At 68.3% G+C, this 17,495-nt stretch carries 12 protein-coding genes; 7 read left to right on the top strand and 5 right to left on the bottom strand.

Features of this window, described 5'->3' with window-relative positions; all coding sequences use genetic code 11:
* Window positions 1-43 precede the first annotated feature (43 nt).
* Entirely contained in the window at window positions 44-1,690 is a 1,647-nt protein-coding gene (locus ACPYN9_RS02035) for a DNA-3-methyladenine glycosylase 2 family protein (RefSeq protein ID WP_424463470.1), read from the top strand.
* Window positions 1,687-2,232 carry a methylated-DNA--[protein]-cysteine S-methyltransferase gene (locus ACPYN9_RS02030; RefSeq protein WP_424463468.1) on the top strand — a complete coding sequence of 182 codons (546 nt, stop codon included), beginning with the start codon at window positions 1,687-1,689 and terminating at the stop codon, window positions 2,230-2,232. The genes ACPYN9_RS02035 and ACPYN9_RS02030 overlap by 4 nt, the downstream gene beginning before the upstream one ends.
* Window positions 2,233-2,460: 228 nt before the next feature.
* Here the strand turns inward: ACPYN9_RS02030 and ACPYN9_RS02025 are convergent, their stop codons facing one another.
* Complete coding sequence (locus ACPYN9_RS02025; protein ID WP_424463466.1) at window positions 2,461-4,182, bottom strand: phospho-sugar mutase; 1,722 nt, start codon at window positions 4,180-4,182, stop codon at window positions 2,461-2,463.
* Entirely contained in the window at window positions 4,182-5,012 is an 831-nt protein-coding gene (locus ACPYN9_RS02020; protein WP_424463464.1) for a purine-nucleoside phosphorylase, read from the bottom strand. The genes ACPYN9_RS02025 and ACPYN9_RS02020 overlap by 1 nt, the downstream gene beginning before the upstream one ends.
* Window positions 5,013-5,140: 128 nt before the next feature.
* Here ACPYN9_RS02020 and ACPYN9_RS02015 point away from each other — a divergent pair, with 128 nt between their 5' ends.
* The gene (locus tag ACPYN9_RS02015; RefSeq protein ID WP_424463462.1) at window positions 5,141-6,589 is read left to right on the top strand and encodes an NAD(P)H-quinone dehydrogenase; all 1,449 of its coding nucleotides are present in this window, start codon (window positions 5,141-5,143) and stop codon (window positions 6,587-6,589) included.
* An 87-nt stretch (window positions 6,590-6,676) separates the two neighbouring features.
* On the opposite strand, the gene ACPYN9_RS02010 is transcribed toward ACPYN9_RS02015, so the two are convergent.
* Both ACPYN9_RS02010 and ACPYN9_RS02005 read right to left on the bottom strand, forming a co-directional pair.
* Window positions 6,677-7,441 carry a sulfite exporter TauE/SafE family protein gene (locus tag ACPYN9_RS02010; RefSeq protein ID WP_424463733.1) on the bottom strand — a complete coding sequence of 255 codons (765 nt, stop codon included), beginning with the start codon at window positions 7,439-7,441 and terminating at the stop codon, window positions 6,677-6,679.
* Between the two features lie 123 nt (window positions 7,442-7,564).
* The gene (locus tag ACPYN9_RS02005) at window positions 7,565-9,349 is read right to left on the bottom strand and encodes a biotin carboxylase N-terminal domain-containing protein (RefSeq protein ID WP_424463461.1); all 1,785 of its coding nucleotides are present in this window, start codon (window positions 9,347-9,349) and stop codon (window positions 7,565-7,567) included.
* A 363-nt stretch (window positions 9,350-9,712) separates the two neighbouring features.
* Between ACPYN9_RS02005 and ACPYN9_RS02000 the strand changes: the two genes are divergently transcribed.
* The 3 genes from ACPYN9_RS02000 to ACPYN9_RS01990 all read left to right on the top strand — a co-directional run bounded on the left by ACPYN9_RS02000 (window position 9,713) and on the right by ACPYN9_RS01990 (window position 15,443).
* The gene (locus tag ACPYN9_RS02000; RefSeq protein WP_424463459.1) at window positions 9,713-11,446 is read left to right on the top strand and encodes an ABC transporter ATP-binding protein; all 1,734 of its coding nucleotides are present in this window, start codon (window positions 9,713-9,715) and stop codon (window positions 11,444-11,446) included.
* A complete protein-coding gene (locus tag ACPYN9_RS01995; RefSeq protein WP_424463457.1) occupies window positions 11,443-13,515 on the top strand; it encodes an ABC transporter ATP-binding protein in 2,073 nt (690 codons plus the stop codon). The genes ACPYN9_RS02000 and ACPYN9_RS01995 overlap by 4 nt, the downstream gene beginning before the upstream one ends.
* A gap of 182 nt (window positions 13,516-13,697) precedes the next feature.
* Window positions 13,698-15,443: an oleate hydratase gene (locus tag ACPYN9_RS01990; RefSeq protein WP_424463455.1), complete on the top strand. Its 1,746-nt coding sequence runs from the start codon at window positions 13,698-13,700 to the stop codon at window positions 15,441-15,443.
* A gap of 320 nt (window positions 15,444-15,763) precedes the next feature.
* On the opposite strand, the gene ACPYN9_RS01985 is transcribed toward ACPYN9_RS01990, so the two are convergent.
* The gene (locus ACPYN9_RS01985; RefSeq protein ID WP_424463453.1) at window positions 15,764-16,825 is read right to left on the bottom strand and encodes an SDR family NAD(P)-dependent oxidoreductase; all 1,062 of its coding nucleotides are present in this window, start codon (window positions 16,823-16,825) and stop codon (window positions 15,764-15,766) included.
* A gap of 115 nt (window positions 16,826-16,940) precedes the next feature.
* On the opposite strand from ACPYN9_RS01985, the gene ACPYN9_RS01980 reads away from it, so the two are divergent.
* Window positions 16,941-17,495 (top strand): TetR family transcriptional regulator, encoded by a 555-nt coding sequence (locus tag ACPYN9_RS01980; RefSeq protein ID WP_424463451.1) that lies wholly within the window; start codon window positions 16,941-16,943, stop codon window positions 17,493-17,495.

Raw genomic sequence — 17,495 nt, 5'->3', positions numbered from 1 at the left:
ATTTCCGCGAGCGGCGGTCGGGCCGACCTGCCAGACTCGACGCATGGCAAGCACCAGCCTCACCGGAGAAGACCGGTATCGCGCGATCCTCGCCAAGGATCGACGGTTCGACGGGCAGTTCATCACCGCCGTCGGCTCGACGGGCATCTACTGCCGCCCGAGTTGCCCTGCGCGCACGCCGAAGCGCGAGAACGTGACGTTCTACCCGACGAGTGCCGCTGCGCACGAGGCGGGTTATCGGGCCTGCAAACGGTGTCTGCCAGACGCCGCACCGGGAGACCCGGCCTGGAACCTCCGCGGCGACGTTGCTGGTCGCGCGATGCGGCTCATTGCGGATGGGGTCGTGGAACGCGAAGGCGTGCCTGGTTTGGCGGCGCGACTCGGGTACTCGACGCGTCACCTCGGGCGAGTCCTGACCGCCGAGCTCGGCGCGGGGCCTTTGGCCCTCGCCAGGGCGCAGCGGGCACGCACCGCTGCGACGCTCCTGGGCGCCACCGAGCTGCCGCTGTCTGAGGTCGCGTTCGCGGCAGGCTTCGCCAGCGTCCGGCAGTTCAACGACACGATCCAGGAGGTCTTCCAGCTGACGCCGACGCTCGTTCGAGCACGGGCTCGCGGACGCGCCGAGGCCAGGGCCTCAGCCGCCTCCGCAGACGGCGGTCACGGCCTCGGCGGTGGCGCCGTCCCGCTGACGCTCGCCCTCGCCTACCGGGAGCCCTACGACGCGGCGAGTATCTTCGCGTGGCTCCGCGAGCGAGCCATCAGCGGCGTCGAGGTCGCGAGCGAGAGTCGTTACGAGCGCAGCCTGAGCCTGCCAGGCGGGCCGGCATGGTTCGAAGTGGATGCGCACGGCCCGCACCCGGCGTCGCTTCGGCTGCGCGCGAGGGTCACTGACCTCAGCGATGTGCAAGCCCTTGTCACGCGCGTTCGCCGCCTCTTCGACCTCGACGCCGACCCGACGGCCATCGATGCGGCCCTGTCGGCGCATCCTGCAATCGCTGCGCGCGTGCGCTCGCATCCGGGGCGGCGTCTGCCGGGCGCCGTGGATGCTGAGGAGATGCTGTTTCGGGCCGTCATCGGGCAGCAGATCACCGTCTCGGCGGCTCGCACCGCGTTGAGTCGGCTCACCGAGAGAGCCGGGCTCCGACTCGACGGCGACGGGGTAGCGGTGAGCCGCCAGGGGGCGGATGACCCGCCCGCTGGCGAGCAGCGCGATCGGCAGCCCGACGTGGAAAGCGTGACCCGTCTGTTCCCGCGTGCATCGGCCATCGCCGAGCTCGGGGAGGCTTCGTTCGCCGGGCCCCGGTCACGCGCTGCGACCATCACCCGAGTCGCCGAGGCTCTCGCCAGCGGCGAGCTTCGACTCACGCCCGGCGACGACGCCACGGAGCAACACGACCAGCTCGTCGCGTTCAAGGGCATCGGCGACTGGACCGCCGGATACGTCAGCATGCGAGTCCTCGGCAACCCCGACGTGCTGCTCACGGGCGACGTCGCCCTGCGCGGCGGCGCGCGAGCACTCGGTCTCGCCGCCGACCCCAAGGGGCTCGTGGAGGCGGCCGAGCCGTTCCGACCATGGCGGAGCTACCTCTCGCTGCACCTCTGGGGAGCCGCGCCACCCAGAACACCTGCCGCAGCCGCCCCGAAGCCAGCCACACCGACATCGACCGTCCCCACGGAGGAGCCAGCATGACCATCCAGAGCGCCACCGGCGCACTGACCGGCACCGGCGACCGCGCCGTCGTCGAGACCATCACCACTCCTGATGGTTCGTTCACGATCATCGCTCGGGAGCTCGATGGGGCGGTGCTCGCGTCAGGTTGGAGCGACGACGCGCAGCTGATCGTGGCGCGGATCACGCCCACGCAACGGCCAACCGCCCTCACCCGCGGGCGCACCGCAGCCGCGGACGCGGTGCGCGCCTACTATGCGGGGCGCCTCGAGGCCATCGACGACGTGCCCGTCGCCCAGTTCGGTGCCGAGTTCCGGATGCAGGGCTGGCGCGGTCTGCGAGACATCGCGGCCGGGCATCCGCTCACCTACTCGGAGTTCGCGGCGGCCCTGGGCCGGCCGACGGCGGTTCGGGCGGCGGCGAGCATCTGCGCCAGCAACGCCCCCGCCTTGTTTGTGCCGTGCCACCGGGTGCTGCGGTCCGACGGCGCGCTCGGCGGTTTCGCCTGGGGCGTCGAGGTGAAACGCTCGCTCCTCGAACGTGAGCTCGCCCACTCGTCCTGACGCGCGCATCCGCCCGCTGGCACCGAGCGCTGACCGGCGGATCGCCCACCGTCCCCGTTACGGGATAAAAACGTCACTTCGTTGGGGAAAGTTTTCCGCAAGGAAGAGAGTTTCCCATCCCGAGTCGACAGGGAGCGCCGATGACGAAGGCCTGCCGGGGGAGATGACTCCGGCCAGCAGGCCCTTCGACGCTCAGCCTTCGACGCTCAGGCGCGCGGCGGTCGTCGCCTACGCGGTCGTGAGGGTCACTCGCAGGGCTTCGCCAGCACGAGCGGCCTTCGCTTCGGCGTCGGCCGCGCGTTCGGCGGGCGAGCCGGCTTCGCTGGACGCGTCGACGTACACCTTGATCTTGGGTTCGGTCCCTGATGGGCGCACCATGACCCGGGTGCCGTCGGCGAGCTGGTAGCGGAGCAGGTCGATCGGGACCTCGTCGCCTGACAGGTCGCCGGTCTCGGTCACCGCGATGCCGCCGACCTCGGTCGGGGTGTGGCTGCGGAGGGCCGCCATGACGCGGGGGATCTCGGCGATGTCGTCGAAGCGCACTGACACCTGCGTCGACACGAACGTGCCGAACCGCTCCGCGAAGGCGTTGTCATGGTCGATGAGGGTGCGCCCGTCGGCGTGCAGACCCATGATCAGCTCGAGGATGGCGATGGATGCGGAGATGCCGTCTTTGTCGTGCACCGTCTCCGGGTTCACGAGGTACCCGAGGGCTTCCTCGTAGCCGTAGAGGATGTTCGGGGCGCGCGAGATCCACTTGAATCCGGTTGGCGTCTCGGCGTAGTCGAGCCCGTACTCGTGGGCGATGCGGCCGAGCGCGGGCGCGGAGACGACGGAGGTGGCGAGGGTGCCGTGCACGCCGTCGGCCTTCGCCTGCTCGGCGGCACGCCAGCCCAGGATCTTGCCGATGTCGTTGCCGCCGAAGCGCCGCCACCCGGAGGCATCCTTGACGGCGACCGCGAGTCGGTCGGCGTCTGGGTCGTGCGCGATGACCAGGTCGATGCCTGCCGCGTCGGCGGTCTCGTAGGCGAGGTCGAGTGCGCCCGGCTCTTCCGGGTTCGGGAAGTCGAGCGTTGGGAACGCGCCGTCGGGCTCGACCTGCTGCTCGACCACGACGGGTGCGGCGATGCCGAGCTCGGCGATGACGGCGCGGAAGGTCTCCCAGCCGACTCCGTGGAGGGGCGTGTAAACGAAGCGGACGTCGCTGGGGGTGCCGCGCAGCAGACCGGCGGTGGCCGACACGTACTCGCTGACGATCGTCTCGTCGGCGGTGGCATAGTCGGTCGAACGCGGGATCTCGGGCACCGTGGTGCCTGCTGCGACGGCCGAGATGGCCGCCGCGATCTCGAGGTCGACGGGCGCGACGATCTGCGAGCCGTCATCGGCACCGCCGAGGTACACCTTGTAGCCGTTGTCCCACTTGGGGTTGTGTGAGGCGGTGACCATGACGCCGGCGGATGCGCCGAGGCGGCGGACTGCGAAGGCGAGGACTGGCGTTGGGAGCTGCCTCGGCAGGATGGTGGCGGCGACTCCCGCCGCCTGCATGATCTCAGCCGTGTCTTCGGCGAAGCGCTTGGAGTTGTTGCGCGCGTCGTAGCCGATGACGATGGACGGTGCCTCCTCGCGGGAGCGGAGGAAGTCGGCGAAGCCGCGGGCGGCTTGCGCGACGAGCACACGGTTCATCCGGTTCGGGCCGGCTCCGAGCCTGCCGCGGAGTCCTGCAGTTCCGAACGCGAGCCGTGCGGAGAACCGATCGTGCAGCTCGCGCCAGGCGTTCGCGCGCGCACTGGTGTCGGACTCCTCGACGGCGGTGAGCTCTGGCGAGACCTCTCCGGCCGTGTCGACGAGCTCCTGCAGCTCGGCACGAGTGACTTCGTCAGGGTCCTGGGCAAGCCACGCGAGCGCGTTGTGGCGCAGGGCGACCTGCAGCTGACGTGCGAGCCCGCTCATCAGAGCTTCACCACGATCTGGGAGAGCAGCTCGGCGAGTTCGGCCTCGGCGGCCTTGCCTGCTTCGAGGACTTCGGCGTGGCTCAGCGGGTCGGGCGAGACGCCGGCGGCGGGGTTGGTGATGAGGGACATGCCGAGCACTTCCATGCCGGCCTCGCGTGCCGCGATGGCCTCGAGGGCGGTGGACATGCCGACGATGTCGCCGCCGATCGTGCGGGCCATGCGGACTTCCGCGGGGGTCTCGTAGTGCGGCCCGCGGAACTGCACGTACACTCCCTCGTCGAGGTCGCGCACGGTCAGCGCCAGCTCGCGGAGTCGAGCGGAGTAGAGGTCGGTGAGGTCGATGAACGTCGCCCCTTCGAGCGGCGAGTCGGCCGTGAGGTTGATGTGGTCGGAGATGAGGACGGGCGTGCCCGGCCCCCATTCCGGCCGCACCCCGCCGGCACCGTTGGTGAGGATCATGACCGAGGCGCCCGCCGCTGCGGCGGTGCGCACGGAGTGCACGACCCGGCGCACGCCCTTGCCTTCGTAGTAGTGGGTGCGCGCGGCGATGACCAGCGCGTGCTTGCCGTTCGCGAGGCGGATGGAGCGGAGCGTTCCGGAGTGGCCCGGGATGTCCGACTTCGCGAATCCGGGCACCTCGTCGGCCGGGATGGTCGCGATGGTCTCCCCGAGCAAATCTGCGGTCTGCCCCCATCCGCTGCCGAGCGTCAGCGCGATGTCGTGACGCGCAACCCCCGTCTTCTCGGCGATGACCGCGGCAGCTGCCTGCGCGAACTCGAAGGGTGAGGTGGCTGGATCGTCGATCGACTCTGATGCGTGCGTTGACATGCTCACCAGAGTAGCGACCGCGACGCGGCACGCGGGGAGCACGAGCGGATGAACGCGAGGCGCTCGCGGAAACGGCGCGGATGCGCTTCCGGTTTGGCGGGTTCCTGCGGGAGGAGGACAATGGCGGTATGGCCACGCCTTTTGATCGCAAGCACCGCATCGTCGTCGTCGGCGGAGGGCCAGGTGGCTACGAAGCCGCGCTCTCAGCCGCCCGCCTCGGCGCGGAAGTCACTCTCATCGAACGCGTCGGTGTCGGCGGCTCCGCTGTCCTGACGGACGTTGTCCCGTCGAAGACCCTCATCGCGAGCGCGGAGGCCGCGACCGCGATCCGCGAGTCGGGTGAGCTGGGCGTGCAGTTCTTCGCGAAGGGCGAAACCGGCAAGCCGCTGAAGCCGGAGGTCGCGGTGAACCTCTCGAAGCTGAACAAGCGCCTCCTGCGCCTCGCGCAGAACCAGTCGGATGACATGCAGCGCACGCTCGAAGCGGCGGGTGTCAACGTCATCCAGGGCGAGGGGAAACTCGACGGCAACTCCGCGGTGACGGTGGGCACCGGCTCCGGAGGTCAGGACTTCGACCGCATCGAGTTCGACTCTGCGGTCATCTCGGTCGGCGCTCGCCCGCGCACGCTCGACTCGTGCAAGCCGGACGGGGAGCGCATCCTCACCTGGACCCAGCTGTACAACCTCAAGGAGATGCCGAGCCACCTCATCGTGGTCGGGTCCGGTGTGACGGGTGCGGAGTTCGCGTCGGCGTACTTGGCGCTCGGCTCGAAGGTGACGCTGGTGTCGAGCCGCGACCGGGTGCTGCCCAACGAGGATGCCGACGCGGCCGACGTGATCGAGGACGTCTTCAAGCGGGGTGGCATGACGGTGCTCTCGAAGTCGCGCGCCGCGACGGTCGTGCGCGATGGCGACGAGGTCGTCGCGACGCTCGACGATGGTCGGGAGGTGCGCGGGTCGCACTGCCTCATCGCCGTCGGGTCGATTCCGAACACGGCGGGCATCGGGCTCGAGGAGGCCGGGGTCGAGGTCTCGCCGTCCGGGCACATCCGTGTCAACCGCGTTGCGCGCACCTCGGTGCCGAACATCTACGCGGCGGGTGACTGCACAGAGTTCTTCCCGCTGGCCTCGGTCGCATCGACGCAGGGGCGGACGGCGGTGTTCCACGCGCTCGGCGACGAGGTGCGGCCGATCAACCTCCGCAACGTTGCTTCGAACATCTTCACGTACCCGGAGATCGCGACGGTCGGCTGGCAGCAGAAGTCGATTGAGGACGGCACCCGTGAGGGGCGCGTCTACAAGCTGCCGTTGAACGAGAACCCTCGGGCGAAGATGCAGGGGGTGCGCGACGGCTTCGTGAAGCTCATCGCGGGCAACGACCTGGGCACGGTGATCGGCGGCGTCATCGTGGCCCCTCGCGCCTCCGAGCTCGTGCTGCCGCTGTCGATCGCGATCGAGCAGCGGCTGACCGTCGACCAGGTCGCGCGTGCGTGGGCCGTCTACCCGTCGCTGGCGAGCAGTATCTCGGATGCGGCGCACGCCATGCACGTGCCGTACGCGGAGCAGACGAAGAGCTAGTCGGCGCCTTTCGCGCCCTCGGCGGCGGATGCTCGCGGCTGCGGGTGCCGCAGGCCGCTGGGGATGCGCCCGCGGCCTAGCTTGTGCTCAGCCCGCCGCGTATTCGCCCCAGATGTCGAGTGCGAGCTTCACGAACAGCACGCCGACGACGATGAGGAACACCCAGCGGATCAGCTTGCTGCCGCCGCGGATCGCGGTGCGCGCGCCGAGGTAGCCGCCGGCGACGTTCGAGACCGCCAGGATGGCGCCGAGCGCCCACAGCACGTAGCCCTGCGGCGCGAAGAAGAGGAGCGCGCCGAGGTTGGTGCCGAAGTTCACGATCTTCGCCTTGGCGCTCGCTTGGAGGAACGAGTAGCCGAGGAGTGAGACGAGGGCGATCACGAGGAACGAGCCGGTACCTGGCCCGAGCACGCCGTCGTAGACGCCGATCGCGAAGCCGACGAGGCCTGCCACCACGTGGTGCTTTCGCCCCTCGTACTTGAGCTTGTCGAGCTGGCCGACGCTCGGCTTGAAGGCGGTGAAGATGCCGATGCCGAGGATCGCGACGGCGATGATCGGCTTGAAGGCGGCCGCGGGGATGCTGGAGGCAAGGATCGCCCCGCCGTAAGCGCCGAACAGCGCGATCGCCGCCATCGGCAGCGCCGTGCGCAGATCGGGTTTCACGCGCCGGAAGTACGTGATCGAGCTGGTCGTCGTGCCGGCGATGCTGCCGAACTTGTTGGTCGCGAGCGCCTGCACGGGGGTGACGCCGGGCAACGTGAGCAGCATCGTCAGCTGGATGAGCCCGCCGCCCCCAACCACCGCGTCCACCCAGCCGGCCGCGAAGCCGCCCAGGATGACGAGCGCGAGCAACCACCCGTTGAACCCCTCGAGCCCCGTGAACGCCTCGAGCCAGGTCGGCTCGGCCGCGGCCGAGCCGAGCGGGATCGCGAGGAGCGTTGGGGCCAGGGTGGAAGCGTCGAGCACCTGTCGAGGCTACTCGGCGTCGGTGAGCTCGAGCAGCTTCGTGCCGCTCGAGACCGTCTCACCCGCGGTGGCGCTGATGGCCGCGACGATGCCGTCGCGCGGCGCCTGGATGGGCTGCTCCATCTTCATCGCCTCGAGGACAACGAGCAGGTCGCCCTTGACGACCTTCTGCCCTTCCTCAACCGCGAACTTGACGACGGTCGCCTGCATCGGCGCCGTGATGTCGCCGCTCGAGTGCGTCTCGACGTTGGTGTGCGTGCGTCGCTTCGGCGCGTGGCCCGCCATCGTGCGCCCGGCGCCGCCGTGACCCGGACCGGCGACGGCGAGGAGCCGCTCCGGCAGCGACACCTCGAGTCGCTTGTCGTTGACCTCGACGACCACGTTGCGTCGTGCAACGGGCTCGTTCACCTCGCCGGCCTCGCCGCCCCACGGCTCGATGGTGTTGTTGTATTCGTTCTCGATCCAGCTCGTGTAGACGCCGAAGTCGCCGCTCTCTGCCGTGAATGCGGGGTCGCGCACGACGGAGCGGTGGAACGGCAGCACGCTCGGCATGCCGTTCAGCTCGAAGTCCTCGAGCGCGCGGCGGGACCGCTCGAGCGCCTCCTCGCGGGTCGCGCCGGTGACGATGAGCTTGGCGAGGAGCGAGTCGAAGGCTCCGGAGACGACGTCGCCTTCGCGCACGCCGGAATCGACGCGGACGCCGGGGCCGCCGGGGACGCGGAAGGTGGTGATGGTTCCCGGGGCGGGGAAGAAGCCGCGGCCCGGGTCTTCGCCGTTGATGCGAAACTCGAACGAGTGACCGGTGACCGTGGGGTCGTCGTACCCGAGGGCCTCGCCCTGCGCGATGCGGAACTGCTCGCGCACCAGGTCGATGCCGGTGACCTCTTCGGAGACGGGGTGCTCGACCTGGAGCCGCGTGTTGACCTCGAGGAAGGCGACGGTGCCGTCGGCTGCGAGGAGGAACTCGCAGGTGCCGGCGCCCACGTAGCCGACCTCCTTGAGGATGGCCTTGGATGCGCGCCGCATCTCGGCCTCCTGCTCGGCCGTGATGAAGGGGGCTGGCGCCTCCTCGACGAGCTTCTGGTGGCGACGCTGGAGCGAGCAGTCGCGGGTGGAGACGACGACGACGTTGCCGTGCGCGTCAGCGAGGCACTGCGTCTCGACGTGGCGGGGCTTGTCGAGGTACTTCTCGACGAAGCACTCGCCGCGGCCGAATGCGGTGATGGCCTCGCGGGTCGCGGACTCGAAGAGCTCGGTGACTTCGTCGCGGACACGTGCGACCTTGAGTCCACGTCCGCCGCCGCCGAAGGCGGCCTTGATCGCGACGGGCAGGCCGTGGGTGTCGATGAACGCCAGCACCTCGTCTGGCCCCTCGACAGGGTTGAGGGTGCCGGGTGCCAGCGGGGCGCCGACCTTCTCGGCGACGTGGCGGGCGGTGACCTTGTCGCCGAGCGCTTCGATGGCCTCCGGCGAGGGGCCGATCCAGGTGAGGCCTTGGTCGATGACGGCCCGCGCGAAGTCGGCATTTTCGGCGAGGAAGCCATACCCGGGGTGCACGGCGTCGGCGCCGGATCGGCGGGCGATCGAGAGCAGCTTGTCGATGACGAGGTAGGTCTCAGCGCTGGTGGTCCCGCGGAGGGCGTAGGCCTCATCAGCGAGGCGAACGTGCGGTGCGTCGCGGTCCTGGTCCGCGTACACGGCGACGGAGGTGATCCCCGCGTCTCGAGCGGCTCGTGCGATGCGTACTGCGATTTCGCCACGGTTGGCGATGAGGAGCTTCGAGATTCGCGACATGGTTCCTAAGCCTATTGAGGTCGGGGCGGCCGGATTTGGCTCGATTCGACAAACTTATCCGGAAAAGGTTGTCAGATGCGCCCGGTTGGAGGTTCTCACCACGCCGATGGGGTGTCAGGTGGGTGATCTGTGCGTCGGAGCACATTCCCGAGGAGTGGGAATGTGATTGCGGAGCGTGTTACCTCGTGTTTAGCTACAGGGCTGCGGTTTTTTGCCCAGCCCGTCACCTGATCAGTAATGGTCCAGCGTGCCAGGTCCGATTCGGACCCGCCCTTATTGCCGTCCACTCCGCGTCTCCGGCGACGCGCATCCACCACGCTAGCGGATGCGCCGCTCGAGACGCCTCGTCGTTCCGGAGAATCGATGCTCGGTAAGCTCCTCGCCCGCTATCTACGGAAGTACTGGCCGCTCCTCGCGGGCGTGCTGGTCTTCCAGTTCCTGCAAGCGCTCGCGTCGCTGTACCTTCCGCGACTCAACGCCGACATCATCGACAAGGGCGTCGCAAACGCCGACACCGACTACATCTGGTCGACCGGCGCCGTCATGCTCGCGATCTCGCTCGGACAGATCACCTGCTCGATCATCGCCACCGTGTTCGCCGCCCGCGCCGCCATGGCGCTCGGTCGTGACATCCGCGCCGACGTCTTCGGCCGCGTCAGCAGCTTCTCCGAGCGCGAGGTCGCACGCTTCGGCGCAGGCTCGCTCATCACCCGCAACACCAACGACGTGCAGCAGGTGCAGATGCTCGCGATGATGGGTTCGACGATGCTGGTCTCGGCCCCAATGCTCGCGATCGGCGGCATCATCATGGCCCTGCAGCAAGATGTCGGCCTCTCCTGGATCATCGGCGTCGCGGCCCCGGTGCTGCTCCTGCTCGTCGGCATCATCATCAGCCGCATGGTGCCGCTCTTCCGCCAGTTCCAGGTCAAGCTCGACAACATCAACCGCATCCTGCGCGAGCAGCTCACGGGCGTGCGGGTCGTGCGCGCGTTCGTCCGCGAGCCCATCGAGGAGCAGCGCTTCGAGGTCGCCAACAACGACCTCTTCCTTCTCGGCAAGCGGGTCGGAGACCTCTTCGTCACGCTGTTCCCGCTCGCGATGCTCGTGCTCAACATCACGGTCGTCGGCGTCATCTGGTTCGGTGGCATCCAGGTCGACCAGGGCAGCGTCGAGATCGGCACCCTCTTCGCCTTCATGGCCTACGTCATGCAGATCCTCATGGGTGTGCTCATGGCGAGCTTCATGACGATCATGATCCCGCGCGCCGCCGTCAGCGCCGACCGCATCTCCGAGGTGCTGGCGACCGAGTCGACCCTGATCATGTCGGCGAACCCGGTCACCGAGTTCCCAGAGCCGGGCGTCGTCGAGTTCGACGACGTCGAGTTCACCTACCCGGGCGCTGAGGCGCCCGTACTCACCGGCATCAGCTTCCGTGCTGCGTCGGGCGAGACGGTCGCGGTTGTCGGCTCGACGGGCGCAGGCAAGACCACGCTGGTCTCGCTTATCCCGCGCCTCTTCGACGCAACGGGTGGGTCGGTGCGGGTGAACGGCGTCGACGTGCGCCAGGCGGATGCGGAGCTGCTGTGGGACGGCATCGGGCTGATCCCGCAGCGACCGTTCCTCTTCACCGGTACGATCGCCTCGAACCTCCGCTACGGCCGCGAGGCGGCGACCGACGAGGACCTCTGGGCGGCACTCGACATCGCGCAGGCGACAGCCTTCGTGCAAGAGAAAGACAAGCAGCTCGAGTCGCGCATCGCACAGGGAGGCACGAACGTCTCCGGTGGCCAGCGGCAGCGGCTCGCGATCGCGCGCGCCATCGTGCACGAGCCCAAGGTCTTTGTCTTTGACGACTCGTTCTCGGCACTCGACCTCACCACGGACGCCCGCCTGCGTCGCGCACTGTGGGAGAAGCTGCCGAACGTGACGAAGATCGTCGTCGCGCAGCGCATCTCGACCATCGTCGACGCTGACCGCATCGTCGTCCTCGACGACGGCCGCATGGTCGGCCTCGGCACGCACGACGAGCTCCTCGAGAGTTGCACGACGTACAAGGAGATCGTGGATTCCCAGCTTGCAGTGGAGGCACAGTCATGAGCCAGGAAGCACAGAACGAGAACGTGGATGCGAAGCGCGCTCGGCGCGGTCGTCGCGGCCCGAAGGTGGCCGTCGAGAAGATCCTGACCGAAGAGGAGCAGCTCGAGCTCGAGCTCGCTGAGCAGGCTCGTCAGGCTTCGGGGGACTGGGACAGCGTCGCGCCTGGCAAGGCGAAGAACTTCGGCCAGAGCTTCGGCCGGCTGCTCGGGCGCCTGCGTCCATATCGTGCCGCCCTCATCAGCGTCTCGCTGCTCGGCGCGATCGGCGTCGTGCTCTCGGTCATCGCGCCGAAGGTACTCGGCGAGGCCACGAACCTCATCTTCGAGGGCGTTGTCTCGAGCCAGCTCCCGGCGGGGGCGTCCAAGGACCAGGTCGTGCAGGAGCTGCGCGGCTCGGGTCAGACGCAGTTTGCGGACATGGTCGCCGCGATGGACATCACACCGGGCGAGGGGGTCAACTTCGACCGCCTCGGCGCGGTGCTGCTCACCGTGCTCGGGCTCTACGTGGCCTCCGCGCTGCTCATGTGGCTCCAGGGCTACGTCATCAACATCATCATGATGAAGGCGATGTACAAGCTGCGCGAAGACGTCGAGCGCAAGATCAACTCGCTGCCGCTGAGCTACTTCGACCGCGTCCAGCGAGGCGAGCTCCTCAGCCGCGTCACCAACGACATCGACAACATCACGCAGACCATGCAACAGTCGCTCTCGCAGGTGGTCACGAGCGTGCTCACCGTCGTTGGCGTGCTGGTCATGATGTTCTCCATCTCCTGGCAGCTCGCGCTCGTCGCACTGGTCACGCTCCCGCTCATGGGCGTCATCTTCGGCGTTATCGGACCGAAGTCGCAGAAGAACTTCGCCGAGCAGTGGAAGAAGACCGGGCGCCTCAACGCGCGCGTCGAGGAGTCGTTCTCGGGCCACGCCCTCGTTCGCGTCTTCGGTCGCGAGAAGGACGCCCGCGAGCAGTTCCAGGTCGACAACGAGCAGCTCTTCCAGGCCGCGTTCAAGGCGCAGTTCTGGGCCGGCGTCATGATGCCGGCGATGATGTTCATCGGAAACCTCTCCTACGTCGGCATCGCGGTGCTCGGCGGGCTCATGGTCGCGAGCGGCAATCTCCGTCTCGGTGACGTGCAGGCGTTCATCCAGTACTCGCAGCAGTTCACGCAGCCGCTCGCCGAGCTCGGCGGCATGGCCGCGGTGCTGCAGTCGGGAACGGCCTCGGCGGAGCGGGTCTTCGAGCTGCTCGACGAGGACGAGCAGGAACCCGACGCGAAGGACGCGCCGAAGCCCGTGAACGGCCGAGGCGAGATCGTCTTCGACGACGTCACCTTCTCGTACACGGAAGACCAGAAGCTCATCGAGAACCTCAACTTCTCGGTCGAGCCGGGCCAGACGGTCGCGATCGTCGGCCCCACGGGCGCCGGCAAGTCGACGCTCGTGAACCTGATCATGCGGTTCTACGAGCTCGATGGCGGCCGCATCCTGCTCGACGGGCAGAACATCGCCGAGCTCAGGCGCGACGACGTGCGCAGCCGCACCGGCATGGTGCTGCAGGACCCGTGGCTGTTCGCGGGGTCCATCCGCGAGAACATCCGCTACGGCCGCCAGGACGCGACCGACGAGGAAGTGCTCGCGGCCGCGACCGCCTGCTACGTCGACCGCTTCGTGCACTCGCTGCCAGAGGGCTACGACACGGTGCTCGACGAGGACGCCTCGAACGTGTCGGCCGGTGAGCGCCAGCTCATCACGATCGCCCGAGCGTTCGTCTCCGACCCGCAGGTGCTTATCCTCGACGAGGCGACGAGCTCGGTCGACACCCGCACGGAGCTGCTCCTCCAGCAGGCCATGGCGGCGCTCCGCCAGGGCCGCACGAGCTTCGTCATCGCGCACCGTCTCTCGACGATCCGCGACGCCGACCTCATCCTCGTCATGGAGCACGGCTCGATCGTCGAGCAGGGCACGCACGACGAGCTCGTGAAGCGCGGGGGCGCGTACGCGCGCCTCTACAACTCGCAGTTCGAGCAGGCGGTCACCGACCTCGACGTCGAAGAGAGTCAGCTCACCTCGTAACCCGGCGCGGCGACCATGCCGCACCAAAAACCGGCTTGGCCGGGTGCATCCGCGTTCTGGCGGAGGCACCCGGCCATTTGCGTCGGGGCCCCGGGGATTCGACGCGGCGGAGCCTCGCGCCCGAAACGCGACTCGACCAGGATGGGAAGCAGTTCGTACCCGTTCCCCAACGAAGGGCAGCCATGTACTACAGCAAAGGCAACTACGAGGCGTTCGCTCGGCCCAAGAAGCCGGCGGGGGTCGACGAGAAGTCGGCCTACTTGGTCGGGGGCGGGCTCGCGTCCCTCGCCGCCGCGGCGTTCCTCATCCGCGATGGGCAGATGGCCGGGGACCGCATCACGATCCTCGAGGCCTCCAATGCCGACGGCGGTGCCCTCGACGGGGCAGGCGACGCGGAGACCGGCTGGCTCATCCGCGGCGGCCGCGAAATGGAGAACCACTTCGAGTGCCTGTGGGACCTCTACCGGTCGATTCCCTCGCTCGAGATCGAGGGCGCATCCGTGCTCGACGAGTTCTACTGGCTCGACAAGGAGGACCCGAACCGATCGCTGCAGCGCGCCACGGTCAACCAGGGCGAGAGCGCCAACACCGGCATGGACTTCACGCTGAACACGAAGGCGACAAAGAACATTGTCGACCTCGTGCTCGCGCTGCCCGAGAGCCTCTACGACAAGCGCATCAACGAGGTCATGAGCAAGGACTTCTTCGAGTCGAACTTCTGGCTCTACTGGCGCACCATGTTTGCGTTCGAGGAGTGGCACTCCGCGCTCGAGATGAAGCTCTACGTCGAGCGCTTCATCCACCACATCGCAGGCCTGCCCGATTTCAGCGCGCTCAAGTTCACGAAGTACAACCAGTACGAGTCGCTGGTGCTGCCGCTCATCACCTGGCTCTTCGCGCAGGGCGTGACCGTGCAGAACGGCACCCGAGTCGTCAATGTCGAGTTCGACATCACGCCCGAGAAGAAGGTGGCCAAGGCGATCGAGTGGATCCGCGACGGCGAGCCGGGCGGGCTCGACCTCACCGAGAACGACCTCGTGTTTGTCACCAACGGGTCACTCGTTGAGAACTCGAACTGGGGAGATCACCACACCCCGGCGCAGTACAACCCGGAGGTGCGCGAGGGCGGCAGCTGGTACCTGTGGCGCAAGATCGCCGCCCAGGACCCCTCCTTCGGCAACCCGGACAAGTTCTGCACGACGCCCGAGGAGTCGCAGTGGGAGTCCGCGACGGTCACGACGCTGGATGCGCGCATCCCGGCCTACATCGAGCGCATCGCGAAGCGCCCGACCAGGTCGGGCAAGGTCGTGACGGGCGGCATCGTGTCGGCGAAGGACTCGGCGTGGCTCATGAGCTGGGCCGTCAACCGTCAGCCCCACTTCTCACAGCAGCCGGACGATCAGACGGTCGTCTGGGTCTACGCCCTGTTCACCGACGTGCCAGGCGACTACGTGAAGAAGCCCATGCGCGACTGCACCGGCGAGGAGATCACGCGCGAGTGGCTGTACCAGATCGGGGTGCCGGTCGACGAGATCGACGAGCTCGCTGCGACCGGTGCGATCACGCGCCCCTGCATGATGCCGTTCATCACGGCGTTCTTCCTGCCGCGCAACGGCACTGACCGTCCGCAGGTCGTGCCGGAGAAGGTCGTGAACTTCGCCTTCATCGGGCAGTTCGCCGAGTCGACTCGCGACTGCATCTTCACGACCGAGTACTCGGTGCGCACCGCGATGGAGGCGGTCTATCAGCTGCTCGGCGTCGACCGCGGCGTGCCCGAGGTGTTCGGTTCGATCTACGACGTGCGCGAGCTCATGAAGTCGACCTCGTATCTCCGTGATGGGAAGAAGCTGCCGATTCCCGGGTTCGCGAGGCGGTTCGTCGACAAGACGATCATCGGGCGCCTGCTCGAGCAGTACAACGTGATCTAGCGCCGAATCCCTGAATCCCTGACAGTCCCGCGACTCCCCAACAGTCTCGGGACTCCCCAGCAGTCTCGGGATGGGTTCCTCACTTCGGGATGGGATAGATCCCATCCCGAAGTGAGGATCCCATCCCGAGATCGATCGGAAGGCTCGCAGGGAGCGCGGACGGCGAGCGGGCGAGTGCTACGCGAGCATCTCGTACACGCCGGAGCCGATGAAGATCAACGCGATCACGACCAGGCCGATCCAGAAGAACTTGCGCGTGCGCGTGACGGGTTTGCTCATGGGGAAGAGCCTACGCGTGGGGTGCAGCGCCGTGTCCGGCGTCAGGCGGCCGACCAGCCGCCGTCCGAGGGCAGGATGACGCCGTTGATGTTGACCCCGTCGTCGCTGAGCAGGAAGGTGATGGATGCGGCGAGTGCCGTTCCGGTGGTCGGCGTCGGCAGGATCGCCATCGCCTGCTGCACGCGCTTCGCGCCGAGCTCGGAGTCGAAGCGCGCCTCGATGTTGGTCGCGACGGGGCCAGGCGCGACGGCGTTGATGCGCAGGCCGCTCGGGCCGTACATGAAGGCGCTCGACTTCGTGAGGCCGGCGACGGCGTGCTTGGACGCGGTGTACGCGGCCCCGGCGGCGGAGCCACGCAGTGCCGCCTCGGAGGCGACGTTGACGATGGCGCCCTTGCCGACGGCGAGCATCGCCGGGATGACGGCGCGCATGAGCTTCATCGTGCCGGTCACGTTGACGGCGAAGACGCGGTTCCAGATCTCGTCACTCACCTCGCCGACGGGGGTCATGTTGTCCATGATGCCTGCGATGTTCGCGAGGCCGTCGATGCGCTGCCCCGCCGCCTCGACGATCTGCGTGACTCCCGCGTCGTCGGTGATGTCGGCGGTGAGCGTCACGATGTCGGCGCCCTCGTGCTCGGCGACCAGCGTCTCGAGGCGTTCGGCGGAGACGTCGACGGCGATGACCCGTCCGCCTTCGCGGGCGATGCGCGACGCGGTGGCCTTGCCGATGCCGGATCCGGCCCCGGTGACGATGATCGTCGTGCCGGCGAAGCGTCCGCCGGTGACCGCCTCCACCCATGCCTCGGCCCGCGGAGCCCGCGGGGTGTCGAGGTCGGAGACGGGACCGAAGGCGCCAGGCTCGGCCGGCGTCACCTGGCCGCTGCGCACTCGCGCGACCATCGCATCCACCATCTCCTGGGGGAACTTGCCCTGGCTGAGCTCGACGAGCTGTGAGAGCGGGACGCCGGCAACGGGCGCGAGGGAGGTCGCGTCCTGTCCGCCCTGGGCGAGGATCTCGCGGATCACGACGCCGCCGGTCGGGTCGGTGAGCCATTCGCCGACGGTGTTGTCGGCGGTGAGGGGGTGCGCGCTCGAGGTCATCTGCTGGCCAGCTTTCTGCTCGGTCCACTCGGGGGTCGTTCGCTGACGTCCCCTCGGGTGGTGACAGCGTCGGATCGAACGAACCGGACAATACTGTCCGGATTATGCTATCCCGGTGTCGACTCCAGCGAAAGCCAATCGAGGGCCGAGTGCGGGCCCGGAGAATCGCCGCGCGCTGATCGCGGCCGCGCGCGAGGTCTTCGCCGAGGCGGGAGTGGATGCGCCCCTCAGCTCGGTCGCCAAGCGCGCCGGTGTCGGGCAAGGGAGCCTCTACCGGCACTTTCCCGACCGGGGTTCGCTCGCGCTCGCGGTCTTCGGTGAGGCCATTGTTGACCTGGAGACGCTCGCGGCATCGTCGGACGCCGGGCTCGCGGAGCTCCTGGAACTCATCGCGAGTCAAATGCTCGTGTCGGTCGGCCTCATTCAGCTCACGCTGACCGATACGGCGGACGCGCAGGGCGCGAGCGTTCGAGGCCGGATGCTCGCGATGCTCGGAAGCGTGCTCGAGCGGGAACGTGGTGCCCGGCAGGTTCGCGAGGACATCGGTGCCGACGACGTGCTGCTCCTGCTCTCAATGCTCGCCGGCGTGCTGCCCCGCACGCCGAGGGTCGAGCGTGAGGCTGTGGTGCGCCGCTCGCTCGAGCTGTTCTGGCGCTCACTGCGCCCCTAG

Origin of the sequence: Pseudoclavibacter helvolus, from assembly GCF_049707175.1 — a bacterium.
Classification (GTDB): domain Bacteria; phylum Actinomycetota; class Actinomycetes; order Actinomycetales; family Microbacteriaceae; genus Pseudoclavibacter; species Pseudoclavibacter helvolus_A.
This window is presented reverse-complemented; position numbering and strand designations above follow the sequence as displayed.

Excerpts from the sequence above, each read along its gene's own strand:
- ACPYN9_RS01985 (WP_424463453.1), bottom strand. The coding sequence starts at position 16,825 with ATGACCTCGAGCGCGCACCCCCTCACCGCCGACAACACCGTCGGCGAA.
- ACPYN9_RS02000 (WP_424463459.1), top strand. The coding sequence starts at position 9,713 with ATGCTCGGTAAGCTCCTCGCCCGCTATCTACGGAAGTACTGGCCGCTC.
- ACPYN9_RS02020 (WP_424463464.1), bottom strand. The coding sequence starts at position 5,012 with ATGTCAACGCACGCATCAGAGTCGATCGACGATCCAGCCACCTCACCC.
- ACPYN9_RS02030 (WP_424463468.1), top strand. The coding sequence starts at position 1,687 with ATGACCATCCAGAGCGCCACCGGCGCACTGACCGGCACCGGCGACCGC.
- ACPYN9_RS02015 (WP_424463462.1), top strand. The coding sequence starts at position 5,141 with ATGGCCACGCCTTTTGATCGCAAGCACCGCATCGTCGTCGTCGGCGGA.
- ACPYN9_RS02025 (WP_424463466.1), bottom strand. The coding sequence starts at position 4,182 with ATGAGCGGGCTCGCACGTCAGCTGCAGGTCGCCCTGCGCCACAACGCG.
- ACPYN9_RS02035 (WP_424463470.1), top strand. The coding sequence starts at position 44 with ATGGCAAGCACCAGCCTCACCGGAGAAGACCGGTATCGCGCGATCCTC.
- ACPYN9_RS01990 (WP_424463455.1), top strand. The coding sequence starts at position 13,698 with ATGTACTACAGCAAAGGCAACTACGAGGCGTTCGCTCGGCCCAAGAAG.
- ACPYN9_RS02005 (WP_424463461.1), bottom strand. The coding sequence starts at position 9,349 with ATGTCGCGAATCTCGAAGCTCCTCATCGCCAACCGTGGCGAAATCGCA.
- ACPYN9_RS01995 (WP_424463457.1), top strand. The coding sequence starts at position 11,443 with ATGAGCCAGGAAGCACAGAACGAGAACGTGGATGCGAAGCGCGCTCGG.